Genomic DNA, 13,613 nt, shown 5'->3' with positions numbered 1-13,613 from the left:
CCCACCCACTTGGGCACCGACCCACCCTCTCCCGCATTCGCCGCCCGCGGCAATTCAGGTGGACACGACAACGGCACCCGAACGGCGGCAAACACGAACCCTCTCCTCGGGTGAACACCCGAGGAGAGGGACGGTAGCGCTTCAGAGCGTCATCGCCCACCCCTGCACGGGTTAACGAAAAGCCACGTTCGTGGTTCCGGTCTCCGTGAACATGCGAAAGGGTGACGATTACAAGGGTGTGATCAGGCGACTCCGTCGGCCTTCGCCGCCACGGCCACAGCCGCCGCGACCTCGGGTCCGACCCGCGGATCCAATGCCGAGGGAACAATTCGGTCTGGGCCCAAATCATCCTTCGCGACGGCGAGAATGGCGTCCGCGGCCGCGAGTTTCATCCCTTCGGTGATCCGTCGCGCACCCGAGTCGAGAGCCCCGCGGAAAATGCCGGGGAACGCGAGCACGTTGTTGATCTGGTTCGGGAAGTCACTGCGGCCGGTCGCCACGATCGCGGCGTGCCGGGCGGCGACCTCCGGGTGCACCTCGGGGTCCGGGTTCGACAGCGCGAAGACGATCGAGTCGTCCGCCATGCTCGCGATCAGGTCCTCCGACACCTTCGACGACGACACGCCGATGAAGACGTCCGCGCCGCGCAGGGCGACGTCGATGCCGCCCTCGAGGCCGCTGGAGTTCGTGACCGCCGCGATCTCCTCCTTGACCGGGTTCAGCCCGGCCCGGCCCGTGCGGACGATGCCACGCGAGTCCAGCAGCGTGATGTCACCGGCACCGGCGGCGATGAGGATCTTGGCGATCGCGATGCCCGCGGCACCCGCACCGGAGATGACCACCCGCTGGTCGGCGATGCGCTTGCCGAGAACCGTGTTCGCGCCGTTGAGCGCGGCCAGCGACACGACCGCCGTGCCGTGCTGGTCGTCGTGCATGACCGGGCAGTCGAGCGCCTCGATCAGCTTGCGCTCCAACTCGAAGCAGCGCGGGGCGGAGACGTCCTCCAGGTTCACCGCGCCGAACGACGGACGCAGCCGGACCAGCGTCTCGACGATCTCGTCGACGTCCGTCGTGTTCAGCACGAGCGGGATGGAGTCGAGGCCGCCGAACGTCTTGAACAGCGCGGACTTGCCCTCCATGACGGGCAGCGACGCGCTCGGGCCGATGTCGCCGAGACCGAGCACCGCGGTGCCGTCGCTGACGACGACGACCAGGCGGTGCGCCCACGTGTACTTCGCCGCGAGACCCGCGTCCTCGGCGATCGCCTTGCTCACTCGTGCGACACCGGGGGTGTACGCGATGGACAGCGCCTTCGGGTCAGCGAGCGAGGCGGTCGCGCCGACCTCGAGCTTCCCGCCCAGGTGCGCGTTGAAGATCTCCTCGTCCGTCAGCTGCGTCGGGTCGGAGTTCTCGGTACGGGCTTCGTTCACTGCTGTCACGGCGTCCCTCCTGCGGTGCGGGCGGCGTAGTGGCCCAACTGGGGCTCATCACCAAACGGCGCACCGGCCCAGCGTTGTCACGCCGGGTGCACGGGGCCTGAAAACTCGGTCGACGACCTCCGACGAGTTGCGTCGGAGAACTGCCCGAGTGATGCGGGTGAACGGCAGTGTGGCAGGGTCGCGCGCCGCTGTCTGCGGCGGGGATCACACTTTTTCCGCAGGTCAGAGGGCATGTAGCAAGACGTCCGTCCGGTTTTCTGAACCGACCGGTCAGTTTCTGCAGGCAGGAAGCACCCGATCGGTCAAGAAGAATTGACGCCTTAGAGTGACGGGATGCAGGCGAGTTCGCTGAAAATCAACGGCGCGTTCGAGTTCACTCCCCGGACGTTCCCGGACGACCGCGGCGTGTTCGCCTCGCCGTACCAGGAGGCCGCCTTCGTCGAGGCGGTCGGGCACCCCCTCCGGCTCGCCCAGACCAACCACAGCGTCTCCCGCGCGGGGACCATCCGCGGCATCCACTACGCGGACGTGCCGCCGTCGCAGGCGAAGTACGTCTTCTGCCCGCGCGGCTCGTTCATCGACGTGATCGTCGACATCCGCGTCGGCTCGCCCACGTTCGCCCAGTGGGAGGCCGTGCTCGTGACGTCCGGGAAGTGCAACGCGGTCTACCTGGCCGAGGGCCTGGGCCACGCGATGATCGCGCTGGAGGACGACACGACCATGAACTACCTCTGCTCGACGGTCTACACCCCGTCCGGCGAACACGGCCTCACGCCGCTCGACCCGGCGCTGGACCTGCCGTGGCCGCGCGAGTTCGAGTTCCTGCTGTCGGAGAAGGACACGGCGGCGCCCACCCTGGCCGAGGCCTACGAGGCCGGCGTGCTGCCGCGCTATGAGGACTGCCTGGCCCTCTACGCGTCCCTCAAAGCCTGAAACCCGGCCTCGGCCATAGTCGAGCTTTGACGACTCCGAGCACTTCCGCAGGTCCGAGCTGCCCGGAGTCCGTGCTCGCGTACGGGTTGTCTCCCACCACGTGCCACCCCCCGTCCACTTCGTGGGAGGCACGCTTCACCGAGAGCTGGCCCGGCCGGCCGGCCCACCGCACCAGCACGATCTGCCCCGGCCGAGGCCTCGCACCCCACCTGACCAGCACGATGTCGTCGTGGCGCAGGGCCGGCACCATCGACGGACCCTGCACGAGCACGGTGGAGAGACGCGGTCTCAACGATCACCCTTCGGTCCGCCGGAGTAAGGTCCTACCTGTCGGAGCATCCACTGTTTTCCATTCTGGGAGGAACGATGCGACTCGTGTCGCGCATTCTCCGCCCGCGCGTCGAAGCCACCGCGCACTGCGACCTGCCCTGCGGCGTCTACGACCCGGCGCAGGCCCGCATCGAGGCCGAGTCGGTCAAGGCGGTTCAGGAGAAGTACCAGGCCAACGAGGACCCGGAGTTCCGGGAGCGCGCCGTCCTGATCAAGGAACAGCGCAGCGAGCTCGTCAAGCACCACCTGTGGGTGCTGTGGACGGACTACTTCAAGCCGCCGCACTTCGAGAAGTACCCGGAGCTGCACGACCTGTTCAACCGCGCCACCAAGGCCGCGGGTGCGTCGGGCACCAAGGGGTCGATGGACCCGGCGACGGGCCAGCAGCTGCTGGACCTGATCGCGCAGATCGACAAGATCTTCTGGGAGACCAAGCAGGGCTGAGCTCGGAGCCCTGAGAACGACGCTGACCAGCGAACCTCTTTCGTCGGTCAGCGTCGTTCTTCGTCCTTGAGGGTTGTTCGACGGCCTCCAGACGCCCAAGTAAGTCCACTTTGGACAGCCCTCGGTCGATCCGTCAAGACGATTCGCCCTGAATGAAACTTGACCCCTAATTCGAACGCCTATGCGATTGTGTCCGGATGCGGGTGACGTGGCAGCAGGCAGAGAAGTACTGTGACGGACCACGCTATTTGTCACCTGCGGCGGGTGCGATCCTGCGGGTTCATCCGTAGCGGGACATCGTCAGGTCACCAGCTGGTGCAAAGTCTCAAACTTGTCCCGAATGCCGTTACCGCACTGAGGGCCGGACCTGCGTGTCGCCGACGCTGCCGAGCACGTCTAGGCCTGGTCATGCTTCCGCCGCCGACGACACACCAAGCCCCGTCTCAGTCGCCACGAACTCCGCGGCTGCCCAATTGCCTGACGGCCGTTGCAGTACTAGCGCGTCTCGCGCATGCATATTTCGGTGAAGACGTGGCCCTCGGGGATCACACGGAAGAACTCCTCGGTCCGGACGTCTGTGGAGAGCATGATCTTGCCGGTCCCGGTCCACCAGTGCCCGGTGGAGTCGGGCACGAAGCCGGCGGCCCTGATTCTGCTGGCGAGCGTCCGCCGGACCTCGGCCACGGTGCCGGAGCGGATGGTCTGTAGGCACATCGAAGCTTGGTGGCCGAGGGCCGCCCACCGCCGCCAGCTCTCGTACACCAGCTCGCCGTCGCGCGCGCCAATCCGCTCTGCGAGTTCCCGCATCTCGCGCCACCGCCGCCGGACCGTGAATTCGCTGCTGTACCCGGACATGAGGACCACGAACGTGAAGACGAGCGCGATCGGGAACGCCCAGAGCAGCCACGGCCAGTAGTCTGTCCAGAGCCACAGCCCGGTCGCCAGCAGGACGTACGACAGCAGCAGCCAATAACGTCCACGCATCCGGCGCCTCCCCAGGCCTCGCCTCCTCCTGGCACGGTACGCGCGAGCGCTCCGATCAGGCATGCGCCGGAACCGGGGCGTCGCCGATCCAGCGGCGCACCGCCTCCGCCAGACCCGCGTCACTTCTGGCGGGTGCGCGAGGATGTCACAGAAAGTCAGCTCCAGTGCGCGATCGACCTGAAGCCGCGACCTTGCGGTCTTGCCGGAACCGGCTGAAAATGGCGCCGAATATCCGCTCATCGGTATGACGGGGCGTTGGATGGCGGCCCCGCAAGGCCGCCTTGATGAAGAACGAAACTCTGAACGCGGCTGCTCTAAGCCTTGATCAACTGCAACAAGTTGGTGGTGTTCGTCAGATCTACGAGCACCTTTCGAGCCCCGGCGGCCTGTAGATCCTCGACGCTGCAGTGCGGGGCAACCCCTGAGCAGATCCGGTCTGCCGTCCAGTCCCAGCAGGAACGTCGCGACATCCTTCGAGCACCAAGGCGGCCGACATTCATGTTCTACGTGAGTGAAGCGGCGGTTAGAGCGCAGCTCGATGACGATCGCACGCGGATGGATCAGCTGGAGCTGCTCAAGCACATGTCGTGGGCGCTTCGCGTCGTTCCAGCGGGCAAGGAGTTGCCTTCCTCGTCCGGCTTCACGCTCTACGAATACGAGAAGATGCCTGCCACGGCCGTCGTAGATTGCGATGTCGCGAGAGTTTTCGTGCAGGACGGTGCAGCGACGTCTCGATGCCGGAGGGTTCTGGCGAGCCTGGACCACACAGCATTGAGTCACTACGAGTCGAGAGACCTCTTCAGCCAGTTGCTCACGGAGGAGTACGCGGCTGCGTCAGGTGAGCGTCCAGATGTGTCGTGACGCTGCGCTGCGTTTGGCCAGTGAGCCTTTGCCAACCTGATCAGCCGCTGGCGATCATGAGGTCTGGACTGCGGCAACAAGTTTGGAGGTGCGGCGGGGAGCGGATCTTGCGCAGTATCCGCCAGTTCTTCAGCTCAGCGTCGACCCGCTCGCCTGGGTCGACGCGTCCCCGGTGGGCACGTAGAACGCGGTCGTGGCCTCGACCGCGGCCGCGACGTGGTCCGGTTCGCCGCCGCCGGCCAGGTGGGCCTCGCCCCAGGCGGCGGCGCTGCGGCGGAGGAACGCGTGGCCGGCGGGCGATGCCCGGAACTCCTCGTGGTCGAGAACCTCGCCGTCGCCCAGGAACCTGGCGAGGGTGAGGAGGTGCAGGTCCCAGCCGACGCCGCCGGCACCGGGGCCGTAGGTGGGAAACATGGGCTCTCCGATGGCCGCGGCGTGGACCAGTTCGAGCTCGGTGTCGCCGGCCGAGCCAGGAGACAGGCGCACCTCGACCTCGCTCGTGCCCGGCCACTCGTCGGCTCCAGGCCCGAACATCCAGGACACCCGCAGCAGGCGCGGCGGCTCGCAACGGAGGATCTCACCGTGCTCGCCGCCGTCCAGCTCGAATGCCCCACCGAGGCGCAGGTCGCCGGTGATTGGCTTCATCCAGCGGCTCAGTCGCTCGGGGCTGGTGATGGCGTCCCACACGTCGTCGAGGTGCGCGTCGTAGCGACGCCTCAGCTCCATGGTGTAAGCCTCACCGGCGGGCAGGGTCGCCGTGCCCATCTTCCGGCGGGCGGCGGCCAGTTCGTCGAGTACATCCTTCATCGTCATATCCCCTTCGCTGATCAATCGGTCTTGTCTGGATCAGGGCTGAATTCGGCTGGTGGGGAGAGCTCTTCACCAGCTGGACTCCGAGCTGCACGCCTGCCCCGGGCCAGCTCGGTTCCCAGAGCGTCAAGGCGCTGATCCCACAACCGGCGAAACCGGTCCAACCACGCGTCAACCTCGCTCAGCGGCGCGGACTCGACGGCGTAGAACCGGCGAGCTCCCGCAGCCCGCACCGACGCGAACCCGCTGTCACGCAGCACGCGCAGATGCTGTGAGACAGCCGGCTGGGAGAGTCCGAACTCGGCCCGGATCACGTCGGTGATCGCGCCAGAGGTCCGCTCGCCGTCGGCGAGCAGCTCCAGAATTCGTCGGCGCACCGGGTCGCCGAGGATGTCGAACGCGTGCATAAGCACGAACTATGCCAGCCGTGACTTATATAAGTCAAAGCTGGCATCCCGAGGTGCTAACGCCTCCGGCGTCGTCGGCGGCCTCACCGGCGCTGATCGACACCGCATCAGCTACCCCGCCAGGACGGTGTCTCCGCGCACGCTGAAACGCCGAACGGCGCCGCTCCCTGCCCAGGGGAGCGGCGCCGTTCACCAGGTCGCGGAACCGGGACTACGCGGCGTCAGCCACCGTGCCCGTCACCTCGAACCCGACGCCCGCGGGCCGCAGCCCCTCGAACTTCAACCGCACCTGCTCCTCCTCCTCGGCAACGGAGTCGGTCACGGTCGGCACCGACACCTCGAGCGAGGTCTGGCCAGCCGGGAAGTACACGAAGAAGTACAGCTGTGTCGAGGAGAGCGGCCGCGACGGCAGCACCTCCTCGCCGGAGTTGTTCCGGAACCACCCGGCGTCGACGTCCGTTGTGGACAGTTCCGCGGCACCGGCCGGTGCGATCGGGGCGGCCTGGAACAGGACGCTGGTGTCCGCGGCTTCGGACAGGGTCAGCGTCCACTTCAGCGTGCCGCCCTCCGTGACGCTGCCGGCCACCGGGGTGACCGACACGTCGGGCGCCGGGTCGTCCTCGCGCACGAGCAGGCCACCGACCGCCGCGCCCGCGACGGCGTTGGAGAGCGCCTGCACCGCGACGGGGTGGTGGGTGTCGGAGCCCCACTTGGTGTTGCCGCTGAAGGTCACCGGCACCTCGACGCGGTGCTCGCCCGGCTTCAGCGTCACGAGCCTGGTCGCGGGCTTGTTCGCCGCGTCGTTGTAGAACAGCCGGATGACGCGGGTGCCGTTGCCGGCGGACGTGACGACGATGTTGTGGGTCTGGGTGCCGGAGTCGCCCTCGTCGACCGCCGCGGTGGCGACGTCGACTCGGCCGATGCGCGCCGGCAGGACCGGGACGAGGCCCTTGTCCCAGCCGTAGGCGTCGATGAGCCACGCCGATCCCGACGCCGACTCGGGGACCAGTTCCAGCGCGGAGATCTCTCCCAGGCCCGCGGGCAGCGGGACGCGTACTTCCTGCGCCCACTGGGAACTCGTGCGTTCGCTGCCGGGCAGGCCCGTCACCGACACCGTGCCGAGTGACCGCTTCTGTCCACTGTGGTCGGTGACGGACACGCCGAACCGGGTGGCCGGGGTGTTGGCCGGAACGGCCAGGCGCAGCGCCAGGTCACGAGAACCCCGCAACGACACCGGCTCGGCGGGCCTGATCTCGGCCGCCTGTCCCGCGGCCGACCACGTCAGCGCGACCGCGAGGCGCTCGGGCTGGGACGAGGCGTAGCGGAAGCCGACGAAGTGCGGCGAGCGGGAACCACCGCACGCCACCAGGGGATCGCGTGCGGTCTGCTGGCAGACGCGGGCGGCACCCGACACGGAGGTGGCGGCGTCGGGCACGACGAACGGCTTGCGGTCGCCACCGACGGCGTGCGAGAGAACGCGGGCCGGGCCGGCGGACGGGGCGCGCACGCCCGAGCCGTCGAGCAGTGGCAGCACGGACTCGTCGCGGGCCAGGAACAGGCGCGCGGACGCCGCGACGTACGTGGCACCCGCGGCCTGCTGCTGGTCGGCGGTCAGGCGGGTCGCGGTTCCCGGCGCGCACACCGGGTCGGGCGTCTGACCCGGAAAGAAGTCGTCGCTCGCGGGGGCCTCGGCCTGGCCGGGCGTCCACTCGCTGTTGAAGTAGTTGTGGTTCGCGCCGACCATGTACAGCGCGCTGTGCAACGCGGCGCCACGGCCCAGGCCACGCGCCTGGTCGAGGAACATCTGGCCCTGCAGGTCGGAGACGTCACCGTCGCAACCGGGCAGGAACGTCACCGACGGCACGTCCGGCGCCGGGTTGTGGCCGAAGATCGTGGGACCGATCAGCACGTCGCCGCGGATGTTCCAGCGCACCGGTCCGCTGAACCCGGTGTCGCCGGGCGGCGGGGTGAGGCTGTCGGTCGCGGCGCGGTTGACGCCCTCGCCACCACGGGAGTGGCCGACCAGCAGCACCTTCGACATGTCGGCGGGCCGCACCGCGGCGGGCGGCGTGCCACGGCCAGCGGACCATTCGGCCCACTTCGCCAGGTGGTGGCGCACCAGCGACGAACGAGCCTGAGCGCCCGCGTCGGTGGTCATCGCGTCCTGGGCGTTGATGCCGTTCGCGGAGATCGACACCGTCACGTAGCCCTGGGAGGCCAGCAGCTGCTGCGCCTTGAGGTAACCGCGGTGGCTCGGGATCGAGGTCAGGCCGGCCGGGCACGGCCACTGCAGCGTGACCTGGTTCGGGGTGGTCCTGCTGTAGCAGGTCGCGTGCCTGCCGTGCAGGAACAGCACCAGCGGCCGCTTGCCGGACGCACCCTCGGGTGCGACGACGACGGCCTCCATCTCGATCGGTGCCTTGTACTCCGGCAGCGTGATCGGGTCGAGCGCGTACGCGCCGGTGGTCGTGGCGTACGGCCCCGGCTCACCGGGGTCGACGGCCGCCGGCGGCTGTTGCGCGGGCAGTTCCGGCACGCCGAGGCTCGCCGCGGAGGGCTCCGCCACGTCCAACCGGCGTCCGGCCGAACGCACCTGGAGCGCCGCGGGGTTCTCCAGCCGGGCGTTCAACGTGAAGGTGCGCAGGTTGGCCGACTCTCTCGCCGTTCCGAGGAACCGGTCCCCCTCCCAGAACTCGACGCCCGCGTCCGACGCCGGCAGCGGCGCGGGAGCGGTCCACCGGATCTCGCCACCGGTGACGCTCCAGCCCGGCACGGACGACGGTGGTTGCGGCGCGGCCGACGCGGATGTGGCCGGTATGACCGCGGCGAGCACAACAGGTACCAAAAGCGCGACTATTCGGCGCATATGTGGGTCCCCCTCAGAAAAGGACGATCCACTCCGTTCTATCGGCGCCGCGCAGCACAACGCTCGTCATTTCGCCGCAAATCCGCCAATCAAAACGACAACCAGCCGTGGGTATTACGCCATTCGGCCCAGCGAACCGGGATTTGTCGGTGTGAGCACCACCAGGAGGGGTTCGCCTGTCGTTGCCGAACCCCTGGACGAACCCCTGGACTAAGTGGCCCTGATCGCCGGACCGCCGTCCAGCCATTCGAACGATCTCAATAGCTCGGCGGTTCGGTGTGTTTCGACGAAAACCGTAACGGCTACCGATCTCTGGTGTCCGTGTCGTGTCCGTTCTGGCTCAGTTTGTTCCACGTCGACGTCAGGTCCGCGCGGATGCGGGCGACGCGGACCCCGAAGGCCTCGCGGATCTCTTGGGCGTCTACCTCGTCAGGGGCGCCGTGGTCGGAGTGCTCGGCGGTCATGGCGGGTGGAGTACCTCGATGGTGGACTGCTCCAAACGTGCTCCCCGTCACTCCTTAGGATCGAACGGGTGAGCACCCACCTTTACCTGCTGCGTCACGGCCAGACCGAGTGGTCCGAGAGCGGCAGGCACACGGGACGCACTGACATCGAGCTGACGCCCGAGGGCGAGCAGCAGGCACGCCGCGCGGGCGCCGTGCTCGCCCGGCTGAGGGGCACGGACCAGGCGCCCGCGCTCGTGCTGACCAGTCCGCGGCAACGGGCCACCAGGACGGCGAAACTGGCCGGCCTCGAGATCGCCGGCACGACCGAGGACCTCGCCGAGTGGGACTACGGCGACTACGAGGGCATCACCACGCCGCAGATCCGCGAGCGTGTTCCCGGCTGGACGGTGTGGAGCCACCCGATGCCGAACGGGGAGACGCACGCCGAGGTGCAGGACCGGGCCCGCAAGGTGCTCGGCGAGGCGCGCAAGATCCTGCCCGGCGGCGACGTCGTGCTGGTGGGTCACGGGCACTTCAGCCGCGTGCTGATCGCGGCGTGGCTGGGACTGGCGCCCGACCAGGGTGTCCACTTCGGACTGGACCCGGCCGGCATCTGCCAGCTGGGCGACGAGCGGGGCGACCCGCAGGTGCGCAGGCTCAACGTGCCCGCGTGGGAGGTGTGATGATCCGGCGGGTGGAACCGCGTGACGTCGACGCGGTCGTGCGGCTGGTGCACGAGCTGGCGTTGTACGAGAAAGCACCGGAGCAGTGCCACCTCACCGCGGAACAGTTGCACACCGCGTTGTTCAACGACAGCCCCGCGCTGTTCGGTCATGTGGCCGAAGTGGACGGTGAGGTCGTCGGGATCGCGTTGTGGTTCCTCAACTTCTCGACGTGGGACGGCGTGCACGGCATCTACCTCGAGGACCTCTACGTCACGCCGGAGCAGCGCGGCAACGGCATCGGCAGGCAGCTCCTGGAAACACTTGCCCAGGAGTGCGTCGCCAAGGGCTACACGCGATTCCAGTGGTGGGTCCTCAACTGGAACGAGCCGAGCATCGGCTTCTACAAGAAGCTCGGTGCCGTCCCAATGGACGAGTGGACGGTGATGCGAGTGGCCGACGAGGCACTGCAGAAGCTGGGCGCTGCCCTCTGAAGGTAGACGGAAGGTCTCGAAAGGCTCACGAAACGGGAATTCCACACGGGACGCCTGCGCGGTACTGGCAGCGTCCCCGCTCGCCGATCCCCCGGCACTGAGTAAGCGTGGAAAGAAGGAAAGACCGTGGGCACTGACCCGACCACCATCGACCCGTCGGCCGCCGCAGCCGTTTCGGGCGTTTTCCTGGTGATCAGCCTGATCTTCGTCGTGATCGGCATCGTCATCATGTGGAAGGTCAACACCAAGGCCGGGCAGCCCGGCTGGGCGGCGATCATCCCGATCTACAACATCTACGTGTGGCTGAAGATCGCCGGTCGTCCGGGCTGGTGGCTGATCCTGATGCTGATCCCGTTCGTCAACGTGATCATGTCGGTCATCGTGTCGATCGACATCGCGAAGTCGTTCGCGAAGGACGCCGTGTTCGGCGTCGTCGCCCTGTGGCTGTTCAGCCTCATCGGCTACGCCATCCTCGCGTTCGGCGGCGCGCAGTACCGCGGCCCGGCCGCACTGGCCGGCCAGCAGGCCGCCTACCGGGGCTGATCTAACCGCCGACCATGCCGACAGCGCCGTAGGTGGACGCGTCGGCTGTCGCGGAAGTACCGGGGAGCTCGCCGTCCGCCCTCCAGTGGGCGGCGAGCACCAGCCCGGGTTCCAGCAGTTTCAGGCCGCAGAGGAACTCCTCCACGTCGTGCTTCGACCGCGGGACGAGTTCGGAGTCCACACCTCGCGCGAGCTCGACGAGCTGGTCCACCAGCTCCGGCTCGACATCCTTCGTGAGGTGCGTCAGCGCGAGAACGCTGCCCTCGCACAACGCGGCGCGGTACCTCGCCACGACGCCGGCGGGCTCGTCGGTGACGTGCGAGAGGACGCCGACGAACAGCACGGCGGCCGGCTGGGAGAAGTCGAGGAGCCGGCGCGTCTCCGGGTGGCGCAGCACGGCGCCGACGTCGCAGATGTCGGACTGCACGATCGCGGCGTTGAGGTTGTCGCGCAGCATCGTCCGGGCGTGGGCGACGGTCACCGGGTCGCGGTCGACGTAGACGACGTTGCAGGACGGGTCGATCGACTGGGCCACCTCGTGCACGTTGCCCGCTGTCGGGATGCCGCTACCGAGGTCGAGGAACTGGCGGATGCCGTACTCCTCGACGCACAGGCGCACCACGCGCCGGGAGAACGACCTGATGATCCGGGCCATCTCGGCGATCGGGAACCGGTCGATGATCTCCTCGGCCACCGCGCGGTCAACCGCGAAGTTGTGCGCTCCGCCCAGGTAGTAGTCGAACAGGCGAGCCACATTTGGGCGTTCGGAATCGCCGTTTGTCGTCACCCGCTTCGGGCCGTCCTGCACTGCGCACCTCACCCTGCTTCCGAGCGGCGCGAACGCTGGAGGCACGGTAACCGGCTACTCCGTTCGTGTCCATCCACCATTAGTGAACACGTAGGGTGACACTCGCGGACGACACGCGGGGGCCCTGCGTTTCCCACAAGGAAACGCAGGGCCCCCGCGTTACTTCGAATCAGACGCCCGTGTACTGCCGGATCCAGGAGCGGTAGCTGGAGTGGTTGACGCTGGTGTAGTTGGACCGCGTGGAACGGTCCGACGTCGACGCGACGCCGACCTGGCGGCCGTTGGCGAACATCGGGCCACCGGAGTCACCGCCGGCCGCGATGCCGTCGACCCGCTGCACCGAGATGGCGACGCCACCGCGGTAGTCACGGCCGTTGGTGGACGTGACGCGGGTGTTCGCCACCTTCAGGTACCGGGACTGACAGTTGATCTCCGGCTGGTTGGTGCAGGTGGCGCCCCAGCCGTAGAGCTGCACGGTCTGGCCGACCGTGACGGGGTTGCCGAGCGGGGAGAACGGCGCGGACATCGCCGTGTTCACCCGCGCCAGCGCCAGGTCCGCCGACGGGTGCTTGATGATCTGGGTGGCGGTGACGAGCTGCCCACCCGAGGTCTGGTCCAGGCTGCCGGCGCGGAACGTGTAGGTGCCGTTACCGGACACGCAGTGCTCAGCGGTCAGGATCCACTGAGGCGCGATCTTCGTGGCCGAGCAGTTCTGCCGTCCGTTGAAGAACAGGCGTGCCGCGTAGGGGAAGTTCTGGGCGTAGCTGCCGCCGATGATCATCGGCTGCATGTCCGGGTTCTCCGGAGCCGCCGTGGCGGTAGCGGGAGCGAGAGAGAGCGCCGTCAGGAAGGCGCCCGCGATCGCGGTCATCAAACGCATGGTTGGTCACCTCGTGAGTGCAGGGAGTGGTTAAGCAACCACCCACAGCTTCACCCGGACGTGTGACCGTAACCACCCTCCGTTAGTAGGCTTTGTCTCACTACGCGGCGTCCGGCAGACCCAGTGCCCACTTACGGCCGTCGTTGGTGAACAACAGCACGAGCACGACAACGCAGTAGATGCCGCCCAACGAGCCCAGCAACTGTTGTTCTGACGGTCCGTACGCGTACCAGGCGCAGCCAAGCAGCAGGAGCTGCGTGACGATCACGGGCGTGCGCGCGCCCGTGTGGCCGCGGAACAGCATCACCGAAGCGAAGAGCACCCCGCCGAACCAGAGCACGAGCACACCGGCGGCACCGAGGATCGGCCCTGCTGACGGCGCTCCCTGGACCACCCGCACGACGAGTGCGACGGCCAGCGCGATGCCGCCCAGGCCCTGCAGGAGGGTGAGCGCGGCGGCGGCGCGCACCGAGTTCGGCGGCGCCTGCGTCCCAGTGGTCACGGAAGACCTTTCCTCACGTTCTGTACTGGTCACGGATCGTAGGCCACCCGGTTGGAGGGCTCACCGAGCACGTCCGGCGCGGGAAGATCAAGGGGCCTTCAGCGAGCCGGCGGTCGTCCGGGGTGCACTCGACTGCGAGGCGAATGCGGTGCTACGGAAGGGAGATTTGCGCCACTTTCGTGAGGCTGGGGCCACCCTGAGGGA

At 68.0% G+C, this 13,613-nt stretch carries 16 protein-coding genes; 6 read left to right on the top strand and 10 right to left on the bottom strand.

Annotation, left to right across the window (positions count from 1 at the left end):
• Nucleotides 1-242: 242 nt before the first annotated feature.
• Nucleotides 243-1,439: an NAD(P)-dependent malic enzyme gene (locus ACRSBM_RS01545; protein ID WP_434438863.1), complete on the bottom strand. Its 1,197-nt coding sequence runs from the start codon at nucleotides 1,437-1,439 to the stop codon at nucleotides 243-245.
• Between the two features lie 333 nt (nucleotides 1,440-1,772).
• On the opposite strand from ACRSBM_RS01545, the gene ACRSBM_RS01540 reads away from it, so the two are divergent.
• On the top strand, nucleotides 1,773-2,372 hold the full coding sequence (locus tag ACRSBM_RS01540; protein WP_434438861.1) for a dTDP-4-dehydrorhamnose 3,5-epimerase family protein: 600 nt from the start codon (nucleotides 1,773-1,775) through the stop codon (nucleotides 2,370-2,372).
• Here the strand turns inward: ACRSBM_RS01540 and ACRSBM_RS01535 are convergent.
• Nucleotides 2,362-2,664, bottom strand: a complete 303-nt coding sequence (locus ACRSBM_RS01535) for a S24 family peptidase (protein WP_434438859.1) — start codon at nucleotides 2,662-2,664, stop codon at nucleotides 2,362-2,364. The two genes, ACRSBM_RS01540 and ACRSBM_RS01535, sit on opposite strands and share 11 nt — an antisense overlap.
• Before the next feature lie 74 nt (nucleotides 2,665-2,738).
• Here ACRSBM_RS01535 and sodN point away from each other — a divergent pair, with 74 nt between their 5' ends.
• Nucleotides 2,739-3,146, top strand: coding sequence for a superoxide dismutase, Ni (sodN, locus tag ACRSBM_RS01530; protein WP_065916284.1), 408 nt, complete (start codon nucleotides 2,739-2,741; stop codon nucleotides 3,144-3,146).
• A 495-nt stretch (nucleotides 3,147-3,641) separates the two neighbouring features.
• On the opposite strand, the gene ACRSBM_RS01525 is transcribed toward sodN, so the two are convergent.
• Nucleotides 3,642-4,130, bottom strand: a complete 489-nt coding sequence (locus ACRSBM_RS01525) for a hypothetical protein (protein ID WP_434438857.1) — start codon at nucleotides 4,128-4,130, stop codon at nucleotides 3,642-3,644.
• Between the two features lie 342 nt (nucleotides 4,131-4,472).
• Here ACRSBM_RS01525 and ACRSBM_RS01520 point away from each other — a divergent pair, with 342 nt between their 5' ends.
• Nucleotides 4,473-4,991 carry a Scr1 family TA system antitoxin-like transcriptional regulator gene (locus ACRSBM_RS01520; protein WP_434452922.1) on the top strand — a complete coding sequence of 173 codons (519 nt, stop codon included), beginning with the start codon at nucleotides 4,473-4,475 and terminating at the stop codon, nucleotides 4,989-4,991.
• A 129-nt stretch (nucleotides 4,992-5,120) separates the two neighbouring features.
• Here the strand turns inward: ACRSBM_RS01520 and ACRSBM_RS01515 are convergent, their stop codons facing one another.
• The 4 genes from ACRSBM_RS01515 to ACRSBM_RS01500 form a co-directional block, all read right to left on the bottom strand.
• The gene (locus ACRSBM_RS01515; RefSeq protein WP_434438856.1) at nucleotides 5,121-5,798 is read right to left on the bottom strand and encodes an SRPBCC family protein; all 678 of its coding nucleotides are present in this window, start codon (nucleotides 5,796-5,798) and stop codon (nucleotides 5,121-5,123) included.
• Nucleotides 5,799-5,818: 20 nt separating this feature from the next.
• Nucleotides 5,819-6,208, bottom strand: coding sequence for an ArsR/SmtB family transcription factor (locus ACRSBM_RS01510; protein WP_434438854.1), 390 nt, complete (start codon nucleotides 6,206-6,208; stop codon nucleotides 5,819-5,821).
• Between the two features lie 211 nt (nucleotides 6,209-6,419).
• Nucleotides 6,420-9,074, bottom strand: coding sequence for an alpha/beta hydrolase family protein (locus ACRSBM_RS01505; RefSeq protein ID WP_434438852.1), 2,655 nt, complete (start codon nucleotides 9,072-9,074; stop codon nucleotides 6,420-6,422).
• Between the two features lie 302 nt (nucleotides 9,075-9,376).
• Nucleotides 9,377-9,538, bottom strand: a complete 162-nt coding sequence (locus ACRSBM_RS01500) for a hypothetical protein (RefSeq protein ID WP_434438851.1) — start codon at nucleotides 9,536-9,538, stop codon at nucleotides 9,377-9,379.
• A 68-nt stretch (nucleotides 9,539-9,606) separates the two neighbouring features.
• Here ACRSBM_RS01500 and ACRSBM_RS01495 point away from each other — a divergent pair, with 68 nt between their 5' ends.
• The 3 genes from ACRSBM_RS01495 (at nucleotide 9,607) to ACRSBM_RS01485 (ending at nucleotide 11,219) form a co-directional block, all read left to right on the top strand.
• Nucleotides 9,607-10,203: a histidine phosphatase family protein gene (locus ACRSBM_RS01495; RefSeq protein ID WP_434438849.1), complete on the top strand. Its 597-nt coding sequence runs from the start codon at nucleotides 9,607-9,609 to the stop codon at nucleotides 10,201-10,203.
• Complete coding sequence (locus tag ACRSBM_RS01490) at nucleotides 10,203-10,676, top strand: GNAT family N-acetyltransferase (RefSeq protein WP_434438847.1); 474 nt, start codon at nucleotides 10,203-10,205, stop codon at nucleotides 10,674-10,676. The genes ACRSBM_RS01495 and ACRSBM_RS01490 overlap by 1 nt, the downstream gene beginning before the upstream one ends.
• 126 nt (nucleotides 10,677-10,802) lie before the next feature.
• Nucleotides 10,803-11,219: a DUF5684 domain-containing protein gene (locus ACRSBM_RS01485; RefSeq protein WP_434438845.1), complete on the top strand. Its 417-nt coding sequence runs from the start codon at nucleotides 10,803-10,805 to the stop codon at nucleotides 11,217-11,219.
• 1 nt (nucleotide 11,220) lies between these two features.
• Here the strand turns inward: ACRSBM_RS01485 and ACRSBM_RS01480 are convergent, their stop codons facing one another.
• The 3 genes from ACRSBM_RS01480 to ACRSBM_RS01470 form a co-directional block, all read right to left on the bottom strand.
• A complete protein-coding gene (locus ACRSBM_RS01480) occupies nucleotides 11,221-12,006 on the bottom strand; it encodes an SAM-dependent methyltransferase (RefSeq protein ID WP_434452920.1) in 786 nt (261 codons plus the stop codon).
• A 190-nt stretch (nucleotides 12,007-12,196) separates the two neighbouring features.
• Nucleotides 12,197-12,907 carry a S1 family peptidase gene (locus ACRSBM_RS01475; RefSeq protein ID WP_434438843.1) on the bottom strand — a complete coding sequence of 237 codons (711 nt, stop codon included), beginning with the start codon at nucleotides 12,905-12,907 and terminating at the stop codon, nucleotides 12,197-12,199.
• A gap of 100 nt (nucleotides 12,908-13,007) precedes the next feature.
• On the bottom strand, nucleotides 13,008-13,409 hold the full coding sequence (locus ACRSBM_RS01470; RefSeq protein ID WP_434438841.1) for a hypothetical protein: 402 nt from the start codon (nucleotides 13,407-13,409) through the stop codon (nucleotides 13,008-13,010).
• Nucleotides 13,410-13,613: the final 204 nt, after the last annotated feature.

Origin of the sequence: Lentzea xerophila (assembly GCF_051094245.1) — a bacterium.
Classification (GTDB): Bacteria; Actinomycetota; Actinomycetes; order Mycobacteriales; family Pseudonocardiaceae; genus Lentzea; species Lentzea xerophila.
This window is presented reverse-complemented; position numbering and strand designations above follow the sequence as displayed.

What these genes read in the sequence shown, in the direction of transcription:
- ACRSBM_RS01500 (WP_434438851.1), bottom strand. Translation starts at nt 9,538, where the DNA reads ATGACCGCCGAGCACTCCGACCACGGCGCCCCTGACGAGGTAGACGCC.
- ACRSBM_RS01540 (WP_434438861.1), top strand. Translation starts at nt 1,773, where the DNA reads ATGCAGGCGAGTTCGCTGAAAATCAACGGCGCGTTCGAGTTCACTCCC.
- ACRSBM_RS01515 (WP_434438856.1), bottom strand. Translation starts at nt 5,798, where the DNA reads ATGAAGGATGTACTCGACGAACTGGCCGCCGCCCGCCGGAAGATGGGC.
- ACRSBM_RS01505 (WP_434438852.1), bottom strand. Translation starts at nt 9,074, where the DNA reads ATGCGCCGAATAGTCGCGCTTTTGGTACCTGTTGTGCTCGCCGCGGTC.
- ACRSBM_RS01490 (WP_434438847.1), top strand. Translation starts at nt 10,203, where the DNA reads ATGATCCGGCGGGTGGAACCGCGTGACGTCGACGCGGTCGTGCGGCTG.
- ACRSBM_RS01510 (WP_434438854.1), bottom strand. Translation starts at nt 6,208, where the DNA reads ATGCACGCGTTCGACATCCTCGGCGACCCGGTGCGCCGACGAATTCTG.
- ACRSBM_RS01525 (WP_434438857.1), bottom strand. Translation starts at nt 4,130, where the DNA reads ATGCGTGGACGTTATTGGCTGCTGCTGTCGTACGTCCTGCTGGCGACC.
- sodN (WP_065916284.1), top strand. Translation starts at nt 2,739, where the DNA reads ATGCGACTCGTGTCGCGCATTCTCCGCCCGCGCGTCGAAGCCACCGCG.
- ACRSBM_RS01475 (WP_434438843.1), bottom strand. Translation starts at nt 12,907, where the DNA reads ATGCGTTTGATGACCGCGATCGCGGGCGCCTTCCTGACGGCGCTCTCT.